The sequence below is a fragment of the Nocardioides sp. LS1 genome, assembly GCF_003865225.1.
Taxonomy (GTDB): domain Bacteria; phylum Actinomycetota; class Actinomycetes; order Propionibacteriales; family Nocardioidaceae; genus Nocardioides; species Nocardioides ginsengisegetis.
Genome location: NZ_BIFF01000002.1, coordinates 635930 through 655598, shown reverse-complemented (window position 1 = coordinate 655598; position 19669 = coordinate 635930). Strand labels below are relative to the sequence as shown.

The window sequence follows — 19669 nt, the reverse complement described above, 5'->3', positions numbered from 1 at the left end:
GCTACCGGTAGGTCGTGGTGCTGCTCGTCGTGGCGCCCACCGCGAGCAGCGCGATCACGCCGACCACGAACAGCAGCCCGATCACCAGCAGGACCGTGCCGATGATGCCCATGATCCGGCCCGCGTTGGCCTGGTCGCGGCCGCCGTACTGACCGGGGCTGGCGTCGATCTCGCGCACCGCACGCGCACCGATCCGCCACGCGAAGGGTGAGAGCACCAGCGTGATGCCGCCGCAGAAGACGATGCCGGCGAGGGCGACCAGGCTGAGCACGAACGCGGTCGTCGACGACGGGTGGTTGGGCAGCGCGGGCTGCGCGTAGCCGTAGGGAGCCTGCGGGGCGGGGTAGCCGGGCTGGGGCTGGCCGTAGGGGTTCTGCTGCGCGTAGGGCTGGGTGTACGGCGCCGCCGGCGGCTGGCCGTAGGGGTTGGCCTGCGGCGCGGGGTACTGCGGCGGGACCTGGCCGTAGGGCGGCTGTGGAGCGCCGTACGGCGGCTGCGCCTGCGGGTCCTGCGGCGCCGCCGGGGGCTGCTGGCCGTAGGGCGTGTGCGTCGGCGGCAGGGACTCACCCTGGCCGGCGTCGCCCGGGTTCTCGGAGTCAGAGGTGCTCACGAGGCCATCTTGTCAGGGCCGGGCGGGTTCCGCGGCCAACCACTCGTCGACCTCGGCGATGAGTTCCTTCTTGGTCTGGTCGGGCGCCCGCGAGGCCCGGATCGACATCCGCCCCAGCTCGGCGAGCTGCTCGTCGTCGAGGTCGTGGGCCGCGCGCATGGTGGCGTACTGCCCCGCGAGGCGCGAGCCGAACAGCAGCGGGTCGTCGGCGCCGAGCGCCACGGTCGCGCCGGCGGCGAGCAGCGCCGGAAGCGGCACCGAGGTGAGGTCGGAGTAGACGCCCAGCGCCACGTTGGACACGGGGCACACCTCGAGCGCCACGCCCGCCTCCACGATCCGGTCCAGCAGGGCGGGGTCCTCCGCGGAGCGCACCCCGTGGCCGAGCCGGCCGGCGTGCAGCTCGTCGAGGCACGTCCGGACGTGCTCGGCCCCGCGCAGCTCGCCCCCGTGGGGGGCCAGCAGGAGCCCGGCGCGCTCCGCGATGGCGAAGGCCGGCGCGAACTCCGCCGTCGTGCCCCGTCGTTCGTCGTTGCTGAGCCCGAAGCCGACCACGCCACGGTCGGCGTACTGCGCCGCGAGCCGCGCCAGGGTCCGGGCGTCGAGCGGGTGCCGGGTCCGGTTGGCCGCCACGACCACCGCCATCCCGAGGCCGGTCTCCCGCGTGGCCTCCCGGACGGCGTCCAGCACGAGGTCGAGGAAGGCCGTGATGCCGCCGAAGCGGGCGGCGTAGCCGCTCGGATCGACCTGGATCTCCAGCCAGCGTCCGCCGTCGCGGACGTCGTCCTCGGCCGCCTCCCGCACCAGGCGGCGTACGTCGCCCTCCGTGCGCAGCACGGACCGCGCCACGTCGTAGAGCCGCTGGAACCGGAACCAGCCCTTCTCGTCGGCCGCCGACAGCTGCGGCGGCCAGTCCGAGACCAGCGAGTCGGGCAGCACGATGCCGTCCCGCTCGGCCAGCTCGAGCAGCGTCTCGTGACGCATCGAGCCGGTGAAGTGGAGGTGGAGGTGGGCCTTGGGCAGCGCCGTCAGGTCGCGCATCCGGGGGTCGAGGCTCAGGCGAAGAGCTTCTGGAGGCGGGTGATGCCCTCGATGATGTCGTCGTCGCCCAGGGCGTAGGAGAAGCGCAGGTAGCCCGGCGACCCGAACGCCTCGCCCGGGACTGCGGCCACCTCGGCCTTGTCGAGGATGTACTCGGCCAGCTCGGCCGAGGTCTCGATGCGGGTGCCGTCGTACTCCTTGCCGAGCAGGCCCTTGACCGAGGGGTAGGCGTAGAACGCGCCGGTCGGGGTCGGGCAGAGGACGCCGTCGATCTCGTTGAGCATCGTGACGATCATCTTGCGCCGGCGGTCGAAGGCCACCTTCATCTCGTCCACGGCGGTCAGGTCGCCCGAGACGGCGGCCAGGGCAGCCCGCTGCGCGACGTTGGAGACGTTGGAGGTCGCGTGCGACTGCAGGTTGGTGGCTGCCTTGACCAGGTCGGCGGGGCCGATCATCCAGCCGACCCGCCAGCCCGTCATGGCGTAGGTCTTGGCGACGCCGTTGACGACGACGCAGTTGTCCTGGAGGAAGGGGCACAGCACCGGCATCGAGCCGGTCTCGACGCCGTCGTAGACCAGGTGCTCGTAGATCTCGTCGGTCAGCACCCACAGGCCGTTGTCCTCGACCCACTGGCCGATCGCGCGGATCTCGTCGGCGGTGTAGACCGAACCCGTCGGGTTGGAGGGGGAGACGAAGAGCAGCACCTTGGTGTGCTCGGTGCGGGCGGCCTCGAGCTGCTCGACGGTGACCTTGTAGTCCTGGGTCTCGTCGGCCAGCACCTCGACGGCGGTGCCGCCGGCGAGCTGGATCGCCTCGGGGTAGGTCGTCCAGAACGGCGCCGGCACGATGACCTCGTCGCCGGGGTCGATCATGGCCGCGAACGCCGCGTAGATGGCCTGCTTGCCGCCGTTGGTGACCAGCACGTTGGCCGGCTCGATCACCAGGCCGCTGTCGCGCAGCGTCTTCTCGACGATCGCCTTCTTCAGCTCCGGCAGGCCGCCGGCGGGGGTGTAGCGGTGGTTCTTGGGGTCCCGGCACGCCTCGACCGCGGCCTCGACCACGTAGTCCGGCGTCGGGAAGTCGGGCTCGCCGGCGCCGAACCCGATCACGGGACGACCCTCGGCCTTGAGCGCCTTGGCCTTCGCGTCGACCTTCAGCGTCGCGGACTCGGCGATGGCGCCGATCCGCTTCGAGACGCGGCGGGCGCGGGGCTGGCTGGCGTTCTGGGAGCTCATGGCACCATCGTAGGGGCGGGTCGTCTCGGGGCCACGCGGGGTTTCACGGCCAGGTCCACGGCAAGGTCCACGGCAAGGTCCACGGCCGGTCCGGGCGGGGAGCGCGTCGAGCACTCCCCGGTTTGGACTCCGCGTTGCTCTTCCCCGTAGACTCCCCGTTTGTGGTTTTCCCACATGCTTCGGCGTGCCCTCACCAGGGCGCCCCGGGCGTCGCTCCACCGGGAAATCGCGGAGGGCACTAGCTCAACTGGCAGAGCATCGGTCTCCAAAACCGAAGGTTGGGGGTTCAAGTCCCTCGTGCCCTGCAGGAAATGTGATGCAGGATCAACTGTGTGACGGCCGGTCGACCACGACCAGCCGGTCGATCGAGGAGAGGTGACGAACGTGTCGGACAGCAAGGCCGTCCGCGGTTCGCGTGAGAGCAGGACCGAGAAGCGCACCAGCCTCCCGGTGTTCTACCGGCAGGTCGTCGCCGAGCTCCGCAAGGTCGTCTACCCGACCCAGGAGCAGCTGGTCACCTACTTCCTGGTCGTCATGGTCTTCGTCATCTTCATGATGGCGCTGGTCGCGGCACTGGACCTGGGCTTCGGCAAGCTGATCTTCGCGGTCTTTGCCGGCAACACCACCCAGTGACCGGACACCCGGACGACTGACCCAGCGGGACCGCCCGCCCCGTCCGGCCCCCGGCCGGACACCAGATTGGACATCCAGTAGTGACGGAGCAGCACGTGTCGGAGCAGTACGACTCGGTCGAGACCGAGGAGACGGTGACGTCCCCCGAGGGTGACGCGCCCGTCGAGGAGACCGCCGAGGTCGAGCAGGCCGAGGCCACCGACGAGACCGTCGACGAGACCACCGGCGAGATCGCCGACGAGACCACCGGCGAGATCGCCGACGACGCCGACGACGCCCCGGACGAGAACGACCCGCTCGAGGTCTTCCGCCGCGAGCTGTGGGCCAAGCCCGGTGACTGGTTCGTCGTGCACACCTACTCCGGCATGGAGAACAGGGTGAAGTCGAACCTCGAGAACCGCATCATCTCCTTGAACATGGAGGACTACATCCACGAGATCGTGGTCCCCACCGAGGAGGTCGCGGAGATCAAGAACGGCCAGCGCAAGATGGTCCGCCGGACCGTCCTGCCCGGCTACGTCCTGGTCCGCATGGACCTGACCGACGAGTCGTGGGCCGCGGTCCGCCACACCCCCTCGGTGACCGGCTTCGTCGGTCACAGCCACCAGCCCGTGCCGCTGAGCATGACCGAGGTCGAGAACATGCTCGCCCCCGCCGTCGTCGCTCGCGCCGAGGCCGAGGCTGTCGCCGCCGGCGCTCCGTCGCCCTCGGGTGGCACCGCCGCGAAGAAGCCCGTCGAGGTCGCCGACTTCGACGTGTCCGACTCGGTCATGGTGGTCGACGGTCCGTTCGCCACGCTCCACGCGACGATCACCGAGATCAACGCCGAGTCCCAGAGGGTCAAGGCCCTCGTCGAGATCTTCGGCCGGGAGACCCCGGTCGAGCTGAGCTTCTCCCAGATCCAGAAGGTCTGAGCAGCAAGCCCCAGCGAAGCAACACCCAGGTGGCAGAGCAAGGGTCGGCGTACCGGCCTCGAGCTCGACAAGACCACGACGTACAACACAAAGGATCCTGAGAAGAATGCCTCCCAAGAAGAAGATCGCTGCCCTGGTCAAGGTGCAGCTGCAGGCCGGTGCCGCGACGCCGGCCCCGCCGGTCGGTACCGCCCTCGGTCCGCACGGCGTGAACATCATGGAGTTCTGCAAGGCGTACAACGCGCAGACCGAGTCCATGCGCGGCAACGTGATCCCGGTCGAGATCACCATCTACGAGGACCGCTCGTTCACGTTCGTCACGAAGACCCCGCCGGCCGCCGAGCTGATCAAGAAGGCCGCCGGTCTCAAGAAGGGTTCGGGCGTCCCGCACAAGGAGAAGGTCGGCAAGCTGACCAAGGACCAGATCCGCGAGATCGCCACCACGAAGCTCCCCGACCTCAACGCGAACGACATCGACGCCGCGATGAAGATCGTCGAGGGCACCGCCCGCTCCATGGGCGTCACCACCGACTGACCTCCGGCGCACAGCCAACACCCCGTGGCAGGGCCGCGCTGGCCCACCGAAGACCACACTTCGTAGAAACGAGAACACCATGCAGCGCAGCAAGACCTACCGCGCGGCGGCGGACACGTTCGACAAGGACGAGCTCTACGCCCCGCTGGCCGCGATCAAGATCGCGAAGACGAGCAGCAAGAAGAAGTTCGACGAGACCGTGGACGTCGTCATGCGCCTCGGCGTCGACCCCCGCAAGGCCGACCAGATGGTCCGCGGCACGGTCAACCTCCCGCACGGCACCGGCAAGACCGCCAAGGTCCTGGTGTTCGCGAACGCCGACAAGGCCGAGGCTGCCCGCGAGGCCGGCGCCGACGTCGTCGGTGGCGACGAGCTGATCGAGAAGGTCGCCGGCGGCTGGCTCGACTTCGACGCCGTCGTCGCGACCCCGGACATGATGGGCAAGGTCGGTCGCCTCGGCCGCGTCCTCGGTCCCCGCGGCCTCATGCCGAACCCGAAGACCGGCACCGTGACGCCGGACGTGGCCAAGGCCGTGTCCGACATCAAGGGCGGCAAGATCGAGTTCCGCGTCGACCGCCACGCCAACCTGCACTTCATCATCGGCAAGGCCTCCTTCGACGAGGTCCAGCTCGCGGAGAACTACGCCGCGGCGCTCGACGAGGTGCTGCGTCTCAAGCCGGCCAGCTCCAAGGGCCGCTACATCAAGAAGGTCACCTTCTCCACGACCATGGGCCCCGGCGTCCAGGTCGACCCCAACCGCACCAAGCACGTCGCGGTCGAGGACGACGCCGCCCAGGCCTGACGCACCTCGCGCGCACCACGCGCACCCGACGCCCCGGTCACCTCCTGGTGACCGGGGCGTCGTACGTTCTGGGGCATGCGCTGCGTGATCCTCGACGACTACCAGGGCGTGGCCCGCGGCCTGGCCGACTGGTCCTCGCTGGAGGCCGACGTCGACGCCGTGACCGAGCACCTCGACGGGGACGCGCTGGTGGAGCGACTCGCGGGTGCCGAGGTCGTGGTGGTGATGCGCGAGCGGACCCCCGTGACGCGCGAGCTGGTCGAGCGGCTGCCCGACCTGCGGCTCGTGGTGACCAGCGGGATGCGCAACGCCTCGATCGACCTCGCGGCCTGCGCCGAGCGGGGGATCACGGTCTGCGGCACGGCCTCCTCCTCGACCCCGCCGGTCGAGCTCACCTGGGCGCTGGTCCTCGGGCTCGTGCGCCGCGTGGTGCCGGAGGCGACCGCGTTCCGGGAGGGCGGCCCGTGGCAGTCCACGCTCGGCGCCGACCTGGCCGGGGCCACGCTCGGCGTGGTGGGGCTCGGCAAGATCGGCAGCCGGGTCGCCGCGATCGGTCGCGCCTTCGGGATGGAGATCGTGGCGTGGAGCCCGCACCTCACCGACGAACGGGCCGAGGCGGCCGGAGTGCCGCGTGCCCGGTCGCTGACCGAGCTGCTCGCGGCCAGCGACGTGGTCACGCTCCACCTGGTGCTGTCCGGGAGCACGCGCGGCCTGATCGGGGCGGCGGAGCTGGGGGAGATGCGGCGGTCGGCGTACCTCGTCAACACCTCGCGCGCCGGGCTGGTCGACACCGACGCCCTGGTCGAGGCGCTGCGTGCCGGCCGGATCGCCGGCGCCGGCCTCGACGTGTACGACGTGGAGCCGCTGCTCGCCGACCACCCGCTGCGCTCCCTGCCGACCGTGCTCGGCACGCCCCATCTGGGCTACGTCACCGAGGGCAACTACCGCACCTACTTCACCGAGGCCGTCGAGGACATCGCGGCCTGGCGAGCCGGGGAGCCGGTCCGGGTGCTGGGCTGACCATGCCTGAGCAGGCGGGGGTGGACCTCGATTTGGCCAGCGTGGCCGGCACCCGTAGTCTTTCCGACTGAAACCAGAGACCGCCGGTGGTCATGCCGCATCAGCAGCACGACCGAAGGTTCCGCGAAGAGCGGACGGCCTGCGCAGGTGTCAGAGCACGACCCGGATCCATGCGGTCCGATGTCCACGCCCTGAGCGCCCGCGCTCAGGGCGTTCGTTGTTCTCCGGGCCTCCGCGGTGGTCTCCCAGTCCGGAAGGAGACCCATGGCGCGGGCAGACAGGCAAGCAGCCGTGGCGGAGATCGTTGAGTCCTTCAACGGTTCCGCCGGTGCTGTGCTGACCGAGTACCGCGGTCTCACCGTGAAGCAGCTGCAGGACCTGCGGCGCTCTCTCGGTGCGAACGCCAACTACGCCGTGGTCAAGAACACGCTGGCCAAGATCGCCGCCACCGAGGTGGGCATCGAAGGCTTCGACGACCTGCTCACCGGCCCGACCGCCATCGCCTTCATCAACGGCGACGTGGTCGAGGCGGCGAAGGGTCTGCGTGACTTTGCCAAGGCCAACCCCACCCTGGTCATCAAGGGTGGCGTCCTGGACGGCAAGCCTCTCGACGCGAAGGAGGTCGCCAAGCTGGCCGACCTCGAGTCGCGCGAGGTGCTCCTGGGCAAGATGGCGGGCGCGATGCTCGCCTCCCTGTCCCAGGCCGTCTACCTGCTCAACGCCCCCATCGCCCAGGCTGCCCGGCTCGCCGGTGCGCTGCAGGCGAAGGCCGAGCAGGACCCCTCGATCCTCGCAGGTGGTGCCGGCACGCCGGCCGCCGCCGAGGAGGCCCCGGCCGCGTCCGACGACGCTGCCGAGGTCCCCGCTGACGAGGCCCCCGCTGCGGAGGCCTCCGAGGGCGAAGCCACCGAGGCCTGAGCAGCAGCTCGGACCCCGGTTACCCACCACCTGAAACCCGGCCCGGTTCCCCACGAGGGGCGGGCCACCGAATGGAAGGAAACGCCACCATGGCGAAGCTCACCACCGACGAGCTGCTCGACGCGTTCAAGGAAATGACCCTCATCGAGCTCTCCGAGTTCGTGAAGCAGTTCGAGGACACCTTCGGCGTCACCGCTGCCGCTCCGGTCGCCGTTGCCGCTGCCCCCGCCGCCGGCGGTGCCGCTGGCGGTGCCGACGCTGCTGACGAGCAGGACGAGTTCGACGTCGTCCTCGAGTCCGCTGGCGACAAGAAGATCAACGTCATCAAGGAGGTGCGCGCTCTCACCTCCCTCGGTCTCAAGGAGGCCAAGGACCTGGTGGAGTCCGCCCCCAAGGCGATCCTCGAGAAGGTCGACAAGGCTGCTGCCGAGAAGGCCAAGGAGGCCCTCGAGGGCGCCGGCGCCACCGTCACCGTCAAGTGACGTCTCGCTAGTCGCTGACAGGGGCGGCCACCCGATCCGGGTGGCCGCCCCTGTTGCCATTTCTGCCCGAGTGTGTGTGTCCCGGCCCGGGCCTGTGGGGCTCGGAACGGTCTGGACCAGCGTGTGATCGCCCACACAGCCCCGCCGGTGACGCGGGGGGAATATCCGCGTAACCTCGCCGCGGGACATCCGTTGTTACTCACCAGTGGGGTTTTGCCCACGCGGGTTTGTGTGCCCACTTCTCGGGGGAGATACGAGCAGGACGCAGGATGCGCGCTGGGTGCCAGCGCGACCGACGGAGAGGGAGAGTCGCCGTGGGCGTGGAGATCAAGGTCGACGACCTGAGCAAGTCGTTCGGCAAGCAGCTCATCTGGGGCGACGTGACCCTGACCGTCCCGGCGGGTGAGATCTGCGTGATGCTCGGCCCGTCCGGCACCGGCAAGTCGGTCTTCCTCAAGACCCTCATCGGCCTGCTCAAGCCCGACAAGGGCTCGATCATCATCGAGGGCACCGACATCGCGAGCTGCTCGGAGAAGGACCTCTACGAGATCCGCAAGCTCTTCGGCGTGCTGTTCCAGGACGGCGCGATGTTCGGCTCGATGAACCTCTACGACAACGTCGCCTTCCCGCTGCGCGAGCACACCAAGAAGTCCGAGTCCCAGATCCGCGACATCGTCATGGAGAAGATGGACCTCGTCGGACTCATCGGCGCCGAGACCAAGCTCCCGGGCGAGATCTCCGGCGGCATGCGCAAGCGCGCCGGCCTGGCCCGCGCCCTGGTGCTCGACCCCGAGATCGTGCTCTTCGACGAGCCGGACTCCGGCCTCGACCCGGTCCGCACGTCGTTCCTGAACCAGCTGATCATCGACCTGAACGCGCAGATCGACGCGACGTTCCTGATCGTCACCCACGACATCAACACCGCCCGCACGGTGCCCGACAACATCGGCCTGCTCTACCACAAGCACCTGGCCATGTTCGGCCCGCGCGAGATGCTCCTGTCCTCGGAGGAGCCGGTCGTGCGCCAGTTCCTCAACGCCCAGCGCGTCGGCCCCATCGGCATGTCCGAGGAGAAGGACGCCGACGAGCTCGAGGCCGAGAAGGACCAGGAGCTGCCCCCGCTGCCGCCGATCCCGCTGCAGCAGGAGCCGTCCAACGGCATCCCGCGCCGCAGCCAGCGCGAGCCGGGTGCCTGGTGCCGTGAGAACGGCGTGACGCCGCCCCCGGGCTCGTTCGCGCAGAACATGAACATGACGATCGGCGGCTGACCGCGTGGCCACCCTCACCGCTTCTCGGGCGCTCGCGCCGATCGGCACCGCAGGCAAGCTCTTCGCCTTCGGTCTCGACGTCGGCCGCGGGTTGTTCCGACGACCGTTCCAGATGCGGGAGTTCCTCCAGCAGGCCTGGTTCATCGCGTCGGTCACCATCGTGCCGACCGCCCTGGTCGCCATCCCGTTCGGCGCGGTCATCGCGCTGCAGGTCGGCGGGCTGATCAAGCAGTTCGGCGCGCAGTCGTTCACGGGTTCGGCGGCGGTGCTCGCCGTGGTCCGTGAGGCGGGCCCGATCGCGACCTCGTTGCTGATCGCCGGGGCCGGTGGCTCCGCGATCGCGGCGGACCTCGGCGCCCGCAAGATCCGCGAGGAGCTCGACGCCATGATGGTGCTGGGCATCGACCCGATCCAGCGCCTCGTCGTGCCCCGCGTCCTCGCGTGCATGCTCGTCGCCGTCTTCCTCAACGGACTCGTCAGCGTCGTCGGCGTGGCCGGAGGCTATGTCTTCAACGTCGTCCTCCAGGACGGCACACCAGGTGCCTACCTAGCGAGCTTCACAGCGCTCGCGCAGCTACCGGACCTCTGGCAAGGCATGGCCAAGGCCCTGGTCTTCGGACTGATCGCCGCGATCGTCGCCTCCTACAAGGGCATGAACGCCAACGGCGGTCCGAAGGGTGTCGGTGACGCGGTGAACGAGTCCGTCGTCATCACCTTCATGCTCCTGTTCGTCGTCAACTTCGTGATGAGCGCGATCTACTTCCAGCTCGTCCCACCGAAGACGGGTTAGCCGATGGCCAACATCAAGGCGGTCTACGCCAAGCCGCTCCAGACCCTCGACAGTCTCGGCGAGGAGCTCGCGTTCTACGTGCGGGCCCTCAGCTGGACCCCGCGCACGATCCGCCGCTACAAGAAGGAGATCCTGCGCATCCTGGCCGAGGTCACCCTCGGCTCGGGCGCGCTCGCGGTCATCGGCGGCACGGTCGGCGTCATCACGGCCATGTGCTTCTTCACCGGCACCGAGGTCGGTCTCCAGGGCTACGCCGCCCTCAACCAGATCGGCACCGCTGCCTTCTCGGGCTTCGTCTCGGCCTACTTCAACACCCGCGAGATCGCGCCGCTGGTCGCGGCGATCGCACTGGCCGCCACCGTGGGCTGCGGCTTCACGGCCCAGCTCGGTGCCATGCGGATCTCCGAGGAGGTCGACGCGCTCGAGGTCATGGCGATCCCGTCGCTGCCGTTCCTGGTCACCACCCGGATCATCGGCGGCCTGATCGCGATCATCCCGCTGTACGTCGTGGGCCTGTTGTCGTCGTACTTCGCGACGCGCCTGACCGTCACCAAGTTCTTCGGGCAGTCGACCGGCACCTACGACCACTACTTCAACCAGTTCCTGCCTCCGGGCGACGTGCTCTGGTCCTTCGGAAAGGTCTTGGTGTTCGCGGTCGTCGTGATCCTCATCCACTGCTACCACGGCTACACCGCCTCGGGCGGCCCTGCTGGTGTGGGGGTGGCCGTCGGCCGCGCCGTCCGCACGAGCATCGTCGCGATCAACGTCATCGACCTCTTCCTGTCGATGGCCATCTGGGGCACCACCACGACCGTCCGGCTGGCGGGGTGATCGGCCGATGAAGCTCGCCTCCAGCCACAAGGTCCTCGGCATCGTCTTCCTGGCGATGCTCCTCGGCGGCGTCTACCTGACCTACGGCATCTTCAGCAAGAAGTTCGTCAAGTACGACGAGGTCACGCTGCAGACGTCCTCGATCGGCCTCCAGCTGCCGGCGCGCGCGGACGTGAAGATCCGCGGCGTCATCGTCGGCGAGGTCCTCAAGTTCGACACCGACGCGGAGGGCGCCGTGCTGACCCTGGGGATCTACCCCAGCCAGCTCGACACCATCCCCGCCAACGTGACCGGCTCGATCGTCCCCAAGACGCTGTTCGGCGAGAAGTACGTCTCCCTCGTCGTCCCCGACCAGCCGGCCGCCGACCACATCGCGGAGGGCGCCAACATCGCCCGCACCAAGGTCTCCATCGAGGTCGAGAAGGTCCTCTCCGACCTCTACCCGCTGCTGCGCACGGTCCAGCCGGCCGACCTCAACATGACCCTCAACGCGATGGCCACGGCCCTCGAGGGCCGCGGCGAGTCGATCGGCAAGAACCTCGAGACGGTCGACAGCTACCTCAAGCGGGTCAACCCGCAGATCCCCGACATCGTCGACGACCTGAAGCTGACCTCGCAGGTCTCCGACACCTACGCGCAGGCGATGCCCCAGATCGCGGACATCCTGCGCAACACGATCAAGACGACCACGACGCTCGAGGACCGGCAGGTCAAGCTCAAGGCGCTGTTCACCGACGTGGCGGCCTTCTCCGACACGGCCAAGAGCTTCCTCGACGACAACGGCGACAACCTGATCCGGCTGAGCAAGGTCAGCTCCGAGCAGCTGCGCGTCTTCGCGAAGTACGCCCCGGAGTTCTCGTGCCTGACCAGCGGCATCGTCAACGCCGGCAAGCTGCAGGCCGAGGCCTTCCGCAACTTCACGCTGCACATCGTGCTCGAGCCGCTGCCCAACCAGCCGCGTGGCTACAACGCCAACGACGTGCCGCGCAACGGCGAGAACCGCGGGCCCAACTGCCTGCACCTGCCCTCGCCGCCGTGGTCGCAGAGCAACCCGGTCCGGCACCAGCCCGACTTCAACGACGGCGTGGACGAGCCGACCGGCAAGGGCACCTCGCGTGTCGCCCCCAGCTACTACCGCAACGGAGCAGGCCTCGTCGGCAGCTCCCAGGAGTCTGACTTGCTGAAGTCCCTGCTCGGACCGGCCCTCGGCCTCACCGCGGACGACGTGCCGGACCTCGGCGTCCTGCTCATCGGCCCGATGGCGCGCGGAGCGGAGGTGTCGCTGCGATGAAGATGCTCGACAAGCGCACCGCAGGTGACCTCACCAAGCTGCTGATCTTCATCGTCGTCACGACGCTGGCGACCGGCGTCCTGGTGGTCACGATCGGCAACATCACCTTCGGCGGGAGCAAGGAGTACAAGGCCGAGTTCGTCGACGCCACCGGCGTCGTCAAGGGCGACGACATCCGCATCGCGGGCGTCAAGGTCGGCGTGGTCAAGAACGTCGAGATCGTCGACCGGACCCGCGCCATGGTGACCTTCACCGTCCAGGACGAGACGCCGCTGAGCAAGGCGACCCACGCCGCGATCCGCTACCGCAACCTGGTCGGCCAGCGCTACATCTCGCTGGACAACCAGATCGGCGACACCGCGACCCTGGGCGAGGGCGACACCATCCCGGTCTCGCAGACCTCGCCGGCCCTGGACCTGACCGTGCTGTTCAACGGCTTCAAGCCGCTGTTCCAGGCGCTCTCGCCCGAAGACATCAACAAGCTCTCCTACGAGATCGTCCAGGTCTTCCAGGGCGAGGGCGGCACCCTCGAGGGCCTCCTCGCGCACACCGCCTCCGTGACCGGGACCCTCGCCGACCGCGACCAGCTCATCGGCAGCCTCGTCGACAACCTCAACCAGGTGCTCGACCACATCGGTGACCGGGACGACCAGCTGAATCAGCTGATCACGACCTTCCGCACCTTCGTGGCCGGCCTGAAGGGCGACCGCCAGGCGATCCTCGGCTCGCTCGACCAGATCTCCCAGCTCTCCGTGCAGACCGCCGACCTGGTCTCCGGCATCCGTGACCCCTTCGTCGAGGACGTCAAGCAGCTCAACGCGCTGGCCGGCAACCTCGACCGCGGCAAGGGCGAGCTCGACCGCGCCTTGCAGGTGCTGCCCATCAAGCTGAACAAGGTCGGACGCACCGCGGCGTACGGCTCCTGGTTCAACTTCTACCTCTGCGAGTTCCACGCGAAGGTCCGGCTCACCGCCGGCCAGAGCATCCCCGTGGACTACAAGACCGGTTCCTCAAGGTGTGATCTCGGATGAGCCTCCCGTTCCGCGAACGCAACCCCGTGATCATCGGGGCCGTCAGCCTCGCCGTGATCGCGGTGATGATCCTGGCCGCCTTCCGGGCCCAGGACCTCCCGCTGATCGGCGGCGGCGACACCTACTACGCCGCCTTCTCCGAGTCCGGCGGGCTCAAGGCCAACGACGAGGTCCGCATCGCCGGTGTCCGCGTCGGCAAGGTCGAGAAGGTCGAGCTCGAGGGCGACCACGTGCGGGTCACCTTCCGGGTCGACAGCGGTGCCGACTTCGGGACCGACTCGCACGCCGCGATCAAGGTCAAGACGCTGCTCGGCGCGATGTACCTCGCGCTCCAGCCGGCCGGCTCCGGCCAGCTGAAGGCGGGCAGCGAGATCCCGGTCGAGCGGACCAGCTCGCCCTACGACGTGGTCGACGCGTTCTCCGGACTCGCGCAGACCTCGGAGCAGATCGACACCGACCAGCTCGCCAAGTCGCTGACCACGCTCTCCGACCTGACCCGCAACACCCCGGAGGAGTTCAAGGGCGCGCTCGACGGCGTCTCCCGGCTCTCCACGTCGATCGCCTCGCGCGACACCCAGATCAACTCCCTGTTGAAGAACCTCAACCGGGTCTCGACCGTCCTCAACGCCCGCGACGGCGACATCATCGGGCTGATGAAGGACTCCGACGTCCTCTTCCAGGCACTGGTCAAGCGGCGCCAGGCGGTCCACAACCTGCTGGTGTCGACCTCGACCCTCTCGAAGGAGCTGACCGCCCTGGTCCAGCAGAGCCGTGCCGACCTCAAGCCCGCGCTGAGCCACCTCGAGAACGTCGTCGCGGTGCTGAACAAGAACGAGGACAACCTCGACAACAGCCTGCGGCTGATGGCGCCGTTCTACCGCGTGTTCGCCAACACGCTCGGCAACGGACCGTGGTTCGACACCTACATCCAGAACCTCCCGCCCGTCCCGGCCGCGCAGGGTGGGGGTGTCGGATGAGCATCCTCAAGCGGGCGATCGTCCCGGCGGTGATCGTGGCCCTCGTGGTCGCGGCCGCGCTGACCATGTTCCGCGGGGGCGACCAGAAGACCCTGGTCGCGCACTTCCCGCGCACGATCTCGATCTACGAGGGCAGCGACGTCCGGATCCTCGGCGTCCCGGTCGGCAAGGTCACCAAGGTGACGCCGTCCGGCACCGACGTGGTCGTCGAGATGGCCTACGACCCCAAGATCCAGGTGCCGGCCGACGCGAAGGCCGTCATCATCGCCCCCTCGATCGTGGGTGACCGCTACGTGCAGCTCACCCCGACCTACAAGGAGGGTGACCAGGTCATCGCCGACGGCGAGGTGCTCGACACCGATCGCACCGCGGTCCCGCTCGAGCTCGACCAGATCTACTCCAGCATCGACCAGCTCACGGTCGCGCTGGGCCCGACGGGTGCCAACAAGACCGGTGCCCTGTCCGACCTGCTCGAGACCACCGCCAAGAACTTCGGCGGCGAGGGCGCGCAGTTCCACCAGACGATCGAGAACTTCAGCAAGCTCAGCAAGACGCTGGACGACAACAAGGACGAGCTGTTCGGGTCCGCCCGCCAGCTGGAGGGCTTCATCAACACCCTCGCCAAGAACGACACGACCGTGCGCAGCTTCAACCAGTCGCTCGCCAACGTCTCGTCCATGCTGTCGGGAGAGCGCAACGAGCTCGCCGCGTCGCTGAAGAACCTCGCCACGGCGATGACCCAGGTGTCGTCGTTCGTGAAGGAGAACCGCGACGCGCTCGGACGCAACATCAAGGGGCTGAACCGCGTGGCCAAGGTGCTCGTGCACCAGCGCAACAACCTCGACGAGGTCCTGACCGACGCGCCGCTGGCGCTCAACAACCTCGCGCTGACCTACAACCCGCAGGCCGGCACGCTGGACACCCGCTCCAACCAGGGCGAGCTCGGCCAGCAGCTCACCTCGGACCCGGCGGCGTTCCTGTGCTCGATCCTGGAGCAGGGCGACTCCGGGGGCTCGACCTGCAACCTGCTCCAGCAGGCGCTGCCCCGGACCGGCACGTTCGGTCAGGGCGCCGTGCCCGCCTCGCTCACCAAGCCGCACGACCGGTTCGACCTGTCGCTCGGCGGACTCGTGGAGGTGCGGCGATGAAGGCCCTCAAGCTGCTGCTCGTCCTCGTGGCCGGCAGCCTGGCGCTCACCGGCTGCAAGTTCGACGTCTACCAGCTGCCCCTGCCGGGCGGCACCGACGTCGGCAGCAACCCGATGACGATCAAGGTCGACTTCGCCGACGTCCTGGACCTCGTGCCCAAGTCGACGGTCAAGGTCAACGACGTCAGCGTCGGGCAGGTCACCGACGTGGAGCTGGTCGGCTACCACGCCGAGGTCACGCTGAAGATGCGCAACGACATCGACCTCCCCGACAACGCGATCGCCGAGATCCGCCAGACCAGCCTGCTGGGCGAGAAGTTCGTCTCCCTCAGCCCGCCGCCCGAGGGCGCGAGCAGCAACCCGCTGCAGTCCGGCGACGTGATCCCGCTCGACCACACCGGGCGCAACCCCGAGGTCGAGGAGGTGCTCGGCGCGCTCAGCCTGGTGCTCAACGGCGGCGGTGTCGCCCAGCTCAAGACCATCGCGTCCGAGCTCAACAAGGCCCTCGAGGGTCGCGAGGACTCCGCGCGGTCGGTGCTGGACCAGATCAAGGTCCTGATGACCCAGCTCGACGACAACAAGGCGTCGATCGTCAAGGCGATCGACTCGCTGAACAACCTCGCGGTCTCCGTGCACAAGCAGGAGGGCTCGATCGACGCGGCCCTCGAGCAGCTGCCGAGCGCCCTCACCTCGCTCGACCAGCAGCGCGGTGACCTGGTCAAGATGCTGAAGGCCCTCGACCGTCTCAGTGGCGTCGGCGTCCGGGTCATCCAGGCCTCGAAGGACTCGACCATCGCGACGTTCCGCCAGCTCCAGCCGGTGCTGACCGAGCTCGCCGCGTCGGGTGACGACTTCGTGAAGTCGTTCAACGTGTTCCTGACCTACCCGTTCGTCGACGAGGTCGTGGGTCGTGACCCGCAGGTCGCCCGCAACCTGCACATGGGTGACTACACCAACCTGTCGATCGAGATGGACATCTCCCAGGACGGCGGCGACGGCTCGGGCACCCCGACCCTGCCGACCAACCTGCCGACGATCATCGACCCGACGGTCATCCTCGACAACGTGACCAAGTGCCTGCAGAGCGGGGACATCACCAGCAAGGCCTGCCAGAAGGTCCTGGCCTCGCCGGAGCAGCTGGCCAAGCTGCAGGCCGAGTGCAAGAAGAAGAAGAACGAGAAGAAGGACGTGTGCAAGCAGCTCAACGCGTTGCCGGGTCTCCCGGTGCCCAGCAGCAGCGGCGGGCTGCCCACCTCGCTGCCCTCGCTCCCGGGCGTCGGCCGGACGGCCATGTTCTCCTCGTGGGGCCCTGACGGTCCGACGCTCGGCCAGCTGATGAAGCTCTACAACCCCGCGCTCGTCAGCCTGCTCGTCCCCGGGATGGTGACCCAGTGATCACACGTCGTACCAAGGTCCAGCTCCTGGTGTTCGTCCTGATCACCCTGCTGGGCGTGAGCTACGTCGGCGGCCGCTACGCGCGGCTGGACCGGCTCGTCTTCGACGACTCCTACACCGTGATCGGGCACTTCCAGGACTCCGGCGGCATCTTCGCCGGCGGCGAGGTCTCCTACCGCGGCGTGCGGGTCGGCCAGGTGCAGAAGCTGCAGCTGACCGATGACGGCGTCGACGTCTACATGGACGTCGACAAGTCCTTCGACACGATCCCCGCGGACACCCTGGCCGTCGTCGGCAACCGGTCCGCGGTCGGTGAGCAGTACGTCGAGCTCCAGCCGCAGGTGGACACCAAGCCCTACCTCGTCAACGACTCCGAGATCGCCCAGGACGACACCCGGACCCCGATCCAGACGAACACGATCCTCACCGATCTCTCCAACACCGTGGAGTCGGTCAACAAGCCGGCGCTCAAGACCACGGTCACCGAGCTCGGCAAGGCCTTCGGTGGCACGGGCCAGGACCTGCAGCGGATCATCGACACGGGCAACTCCTTCATCCAGTCGGCCAACGACAACTTCGACGTCACCACCGCCCTGATCAAGGACAGCAACACCGTGCTGCACGGCCAGGTCGACTCGACCTCGGCGATCAAGACGTTCGCGCGTGAGCTCTCGCTCTTCAGCGGCACCCTGGCCGGGTCCAACCCCGACCTGATCAAGCTGATCGACAACGGCTCGGTGACCGCCAACCAGCTGCGGACCTTCCTCGAGGACAACCGCGTCGACCTGGGCGAGCTCGTCAGCGAGCTGGTCACCACCGGTGACGTCATCGTCAAGCACCTGCCCGGCATCGAGCAGGTCCTGGTGATCTATCCCTACGTGGTGGAGGGCGGCTTCACCGTCGTTGCCAAGTCCCCCGACACCGGGCTCTACGACGCCCACTTCGGCCTGATCCTGACCCAGGACCCGAAGGTCTGCGAGCACGGCTACGAGGGCACCAACATCCGCCCGCCGCAGGACGGCAGCAACGCGCCCATGAACGAGAACGCGCGCTGCACCGACCCGCCCTCCCAGACCGACCCGCGCGGCGCGCAGAACGCCGCCCCGCACCGTGCCCCGGCCAACTACCGGGCGCCCGTGATCGCCTCCTACGACCCCGCCAGCGGCAAGCTTGCGTGGGGTGACAAGGTGGACCCCACCCTGACCTCGCCGGGCACCCCGGCGCCCGCAACCCTTGGAGAGGAGTCGTGGAAGTGGCTGTTCCTCCAGCCCCTGATGAAGACGCAGGAGTGACGAGCAGCAGTCCCACCGACTTCTCGGCCGGGTCCTCCACGGGGGAGCGTTCCGGAGCCGCGACCTTCCGGGTCGTGCTCGCCGGTGTGCTCGTCCTCGTCCTCCTGGCGTCCGCCGGCACCCTCGTCTGGCTCCTCGCGAGCCGTCGCGGGGAGGCCGACGACCTCCAGGCCCAGCGCGAGAAGGTCATGGCCGTCTCCGAGCAGTTCATGCTGCGCGTCAACACCTACGGCCCCGACCTGCTCGACTCCCACGGCCAGATGCCGAAGTACCGCGAGCTGGTCGAGGGCGTCATCACCCCGAAGTTCAAGACCTCCTTCGACCAGGGCGTCACCGCCGCCGAGCAGACCGTGGCCAAGGTGGGCGTCGCGCGCACCGCCAAGGTGTTCGCCGTGGGCGTCTCCGCGATCGACGCCGACTCCGCCACCGCGCTGGTCGCCGGCCAGTTCGTCAACTCCTACCCCAAGGGCAACTCCCGGGTGAACGACCAGCCCGCGCCGTTCCGCGTCGAGGTGACGCTGGTGAAGACCGACGGCACCTGGCTGGTCGACAACTTCACGCCCGTGACGGGAGAGGCCCAGTGAGCGCCCCCAGCTGGTACGACGTCCTCGACGTCGAGCCCGACGCGTCCGCCGAGGAGATCCGGGCGGCCTGGAAGGCCCGGATCGCCGACCTGGAGCCCACCGACCGCAAGTTCCGCGTGTGCAACGAGGCGGCCGAGGTGCTGCTCGACCCGACCCGCCGGGCGGCGTACGACCGGGAGCGCGCTGGCACCCCGGCTCCGGAGGCCAAGGGCTCCCTGCTCCCCTCGGCGATCACGGACCTGCGCAAGCCGAAGAAGGCCAAGACGCCCGCGGTGGGGGAGCCGACGGCCGCCCCCGCCACCACGAGCCGTCGCCTGGTCCCCGGGTGGGCCCTGCTGGTGCTCGCGGTCCTGACCGTCGCGGTCATGGGCGTGGCGGCCTGGGTCGCGGTCACGCAGCCCTCGGACGCCTCCGTCGAGGACTCCACCCGCGCCGCGCAGAGCGCGGCCGAGCGGGCCGTGGGTCCGATCCTGAGCTACAACGCCCTGCACCTCGACGAGGACCAGCAGGCCGCGGAGTCCTACATGACCTCCAAGTACCGCGAGGACTACGACAAGCTCTTCGAGGTGATCAAGCAGAACGCCCCGCAGACCAAGACGATCGTCAAGGCGCAGGTCGTGGCCTCGGGGATCGTCCGGTCGGGGGAGGACCGGGTCGACGTGCTCCTGTTCGTCAATCGGCCGACCACCAACAAGGACCACTCGACACCGGTCGTGTTCAAGGACCAGGTGACGGTCACGATGCAGAAGGTCGACGGGGAGTGGCTGGTCGACGACATGGCGACCTCCCCCGTGAGCCAGTAGGACCCCAGCGGTATCCGGAGTCGACCGACGCGCCGTCGGCCACGTCGCTTGACCGACGGGCCGGCGGCGTTCA

At 68.8% G+C, this 19669-nt stretch carries 21 protein-coding genes and 1 tRNA gene; 19 read left to right on the top strand and 3 right to left on the bottom strand.

Annotated features, from left to right (window positions below):
• Position 1: 1 nt before the first annotated feature.
• From EJF31_RS22095 to EJF31_RS07945, 3 genes are read right to left on the bottom strand one after another with little or no spacing between them, the layout of a single operon-like run.
• Entirely contained in the window at positions 2-610 is a 609-nt protein-coding gene (locus EJF31_RS22095; protein WP_221767498.1) for a DUF4190 domain-containing protein, read from the bottom strand.
• A 12-nt stretch (positions 611-622) separates the two neighbouring features.
• Positions 623-1648 carry an adenosine deaminase gene (locus EJF31_RS07950; protein WP_125036550.1) on the bottom strand — a complete coding sequence of 342 codons (1026 nt, stop codon included), beginning with the start codon at positions 1646-1648 and terminating at the stop codon, positions 623-625.
• A 14-nt stretch (positions 1649-1662) separates the two neighbouring features.
• On the bottom strand, positions 1663-2883 hold the full coding sequence (locus tag EJF31_RS07945) for a pyridoxal phosphate-dependent aminotransferase (protein WP_125036549.1): 1221 nt from the start codon (positions 2881-2883) through the stop codon (positions 1663-1665).
• 232 nt (positions 2884-3115) lie between these two features.
• Here EJF31_RS07945 and EJF31_RS07940 point away from each other — a divergent pair.
• The 19 genes from EJF31_RS07940 (at position 3116) to EJF31_RS07850 (ending at position 19596) form a co-directional block, all read left to right on the top strand.
• Positions 3116-3188, top strand: a tRNA-Trp gene (locus EJF31_RS07940).
• Between the two features lie 79 nt (positions 3189-3267).
• Positions 3268-3516: a preprotein translocase subunit SecE gene (gene secE, locus EJF31_RS07935; RefSeq protein ID WP_125036548.1), complete on the top strand. Its 249-nt coding sequence runs from the start codon at positions 3268-3270 to the stop codon at positions 3514-3516.
• An 80-nt stretch (positions 3517-3596) separates the two neighbouring features.
• Positions 3597-4430, top strand: a complete 834-nt coding sequence (nusG, locus tag EJF31_RS07930) for a transcription termination/antitermination protein NusG (protein ID WP_125036547.1) — start codon at positions 3597-3599, stop codon at positions 4428-4430.
• Between the two features lie 106 nt (positions 4431-4536).
• Positions 4537-4965: a 50S ribosomal protein L11 gene (gene rplK, locus EJF31_RS07925; RefSeq protein WP_125036546.1), complete on the top strand. Its 429-nt coding sequence runs from the start codon at positions 4537-4539 to the stop codon at positions 4963-4965.
• Between the two features lie 79 nt (positions 4966-5044).
• Positions 5045-5767: a 50S ribosomal protein L1 gene (gene rplA / locus EJF31_RS07920; RefSeq protein WP_125036545.1), complete on the top strand. Its 723-nt coding sequence runs from the start codon at positions 5045-5047 to the stop codon at positions 5765-5767.
• 75 nt (positions 5768-5842) lie between these two features.
• Positions 5843-6787: a D-2-hydroxyacid dehydrogenase family protein gene (locus EJF31_RS07915; protein WP_125036544.1), complete on the top strand. Its 945-nt coding sequence runs from the start codon at positions 5843-5845 to the stop codon at positions 6785-6787.
• Between the two features lie 264 nt (positions 6788-7051).
• Entirely contained in the window at positions 7052-7705 is a 654-nt protein-coding gene (rplJ, locus tag EJF31_RS07910; protein WP_125036543.1) for a 50S ribosomal protein L10, read from the top strand.
• An 89-nt stretch (positions 7706-7794) separates the two neighbouring features.
• Positions 7795-8187 (top strand): 50S ribosomal protein L7/L12, encoded by a 393-nt coding sequence (gene rplL / locus EJF31_RS07905; RefSeq protein ID WP_125036542.1) that lies wholly within the window; start codon positions 7795-7797, stop codon positions 8185-8187.
• A 314-nt stretch (positions 8188-8501) separates the two neighbouring features.
• Positions 8502-9455: an ABC transporter ATP-binding protein gene (locus EJF31_RS07900; RefSeq protein WP_125036541.1), complete on the top strand. Its 954-nt coding sequence runs from the start codon at positions 8502-8504 to the stop codon at positions 9453-9455.
• 4 nt (positions 9456-9459) lie between these two features.
• Positions 9460-10245: an ABC transporter permease gene (locus tag EJF31_RS07895; RefSeq protein WP_125036540.1), complete on the top strand. Its 786-nt coding sequence runs from the start codon at positions 9460-9462 to the stop codon at positions 10243-10245.
• Positions 10246-10248: 3 nt separating this feature from the next.
• Positions 10249-11076 (top strand): ABC transporter permease, encoded by an 828-nt coding sequence (locus EJF31_RS07890; protein ID WP_125036539.1) that lies wholly within the window; start codon positions 10249-10251, stop codon positions 11074-11076.
• Positions 11077-11083: 7 nt separating this feature from the next.
• Positions 11084-12367: an MCE family protein gene (locus tag EJF31_RS07885; RefSeq protein WP_125036538.1), complete on the top strand. Its 1284-nt coding sequence runs from the start codon at positions 11084-11086 to the stop codon at positions 12365-12367.
• On the top strand, positions 12364-13398 hold the full coding sequence (locus tag EJF31_RS07880; protein ID WP_125036537.1) for an MCE family protein: 1035 nt from the start codon (positions 12364-12366) through the stop codon (positions 13396-13398). Before EJF31_RS07885 ends, EJF31_RS07880 begins: the two co-directional genes overlap by 4 nt.
• Positions 13395-14375: an MCE family protein gene (locus EJF31_RS07875; protein WP_125036536.1), complete on the top strand. Its 981-nt coding sequence runs from the start codon at positions 13395-13397 to the stop codon at positions 14373-14375. The genes EJF31_RS07880 and EJF31_RS07875 overlap by 4 nt, the downstream gene beginning before the upstream one ends.
• Entirely contained in the window at positions 14372-15523 is a 1152-nt protein-coding gene (locus EJF31_RS07870) for an MCE family protein (protein WP_125036535.1), read from the top strand. Before EJF31_RS07875 ends, EJF31_RS07870 begins: the two co-directional genes overlap by 4 nt.
• The gene (locus EJF31_RS07865) at positions 15520-16917 is read left to right on the top strand and encodes an MCE family protein (RefSeq protein WP_125036534.1); all 1398 of its coding nucleotides are present in this window, start codon (positions 15520-15522) and stop codon (positions 16915-16917) included. The genes EJF31_RS07870 and EJF31_RS07865 overlap by 4 nt, the downstream gene beginning before the upstream one ends.
• Positions 16914-18209: an MCE family protein gene (locus EJF31_RS07860; protein WP_125036533.1), complete on the top strand. Its 1296-nt coding sequence runs from the start codon at positions 16914-16916 to the stop codon at positions 18207-18209. Before EJF31_RS07865 ends, EJF31_RS07860 begins: the two co-directional genes overlap by 4 nt.
• Positions 18206-18793 carry a hypothetical protein gene (locus EJF31_RS07855; protein WP_125036532.1) on the top strand — a complete coding sequence of 196 codons (588 nt, stop codon included), beginning with the start codon at positions 18206-18208 and terminating at the stop codon, positions 18791-18793. Before EJF31_RS07860 ends, EJF31_RS07855 begins: the two co-directional genes overlap by 4 nt.
• A complete protein-coding gene (locus EJF31_RS07850) occupies positions 18790-19596 on the top strand; it encodes a DnaJ domain-containing protein (protein ID WP_125036531.1) in 807 nt (268 codons plus the stop codon). The genes EJF31_RS07855 and EJF31_RS07850 overlap by 4 nt, the downstream gene beginning before the upstream one ends.
• Positions 19597-19669: the final 73 nt, after the last annotated feature.

Coding starts and splice junctions, on each gene's coding strand:
- rplJ (WP_125036543.1), top strand. CDS start 7,052: ATGGCGCGGGCAGACAGGCAAGCAGCCGTGGCGGAGATCGTTGAGTCC.
- EJF31_RS07890 (WP_125036539.1), top strand. CDS start 10,249: ATGGCCAACATCAAGGCGGTCTACGCCAAGCCGCTCCAGACCCTCGAC.
- EJF31_RS07875 (WP_125036536.1), top strand. CDS start 13,395: ATGAGCCTCCCGTTCCGCGAACGCAACCCCGTGATCATCGGGGCCGTC.
- EJF31_RS07880 (WP_125036537.1), top strand. CDS start 12,364: ATGAAGATGCTCGACAAGCGCACCGCAGGTGACCTCACCAAGCTGCTG.
- EJF31_RS07950 (WP_125036550.1), bottom strand. CDS start 1,648: ATGCGCGACCTGACGGCGCTGCCCAAGGCCCACCTCCACCTCCACTTC.
- EJF31_RS07885 (WP_125036538.1), top strand. CDS start 11,084: ATGAAGCTCGCCTCCAGCCACAAGGTCCTCGGCATCGTCTTCCTGGCG.
- EJF31_RS07865 (WP_125036534.1), top strand. CDS start 15,520: ATGAAGGCCCTCAAGCTGCTGCTCGTCCTCGTGGCCGGCAGCCTGGCG.
- EJF31_RS07915 (WP_125036544.1), top strand. CDS start 5,843: ATGCGCTGCGTGATCCTCGACGACTACCAGGGCGTGGCCCGCGGCCTG.
- EJF31_RS07945 (WP_125036549.1), bottom strand. CDS start 2,883: ATGAGCTCCCAGAACGCCAGCCAGCCCCGCGCCCGCCGCGTCTCGAAG.
- rplA (WP_125036545.1), top strand. CDS start 5,045: ATGCAGCGCAGCAAGACCTACCGCGCGGCGGCGGACACGTTCGACAAG.
- rplK (WP_125036546.1), top strand. CDS start 4,537: ATGCCTCCCAAGAAGAAGATCGCTGCCCTGGTCAAGGTGCAGCTGCAG.
- EJF31_RS07870 (WP_125036535.1), top strand. CDS start 14,372: ATGAGCATCCTCAAGCGGGCGATCGTCCCGGCGGTGATCGTGGCCCTC.
- rplL (WP_125036542.1), top strand. CDS start 7,795: ATGGCGAAGCTCACCACCGACGAGCTGCTCGACGCGTTCAAGGAAATG.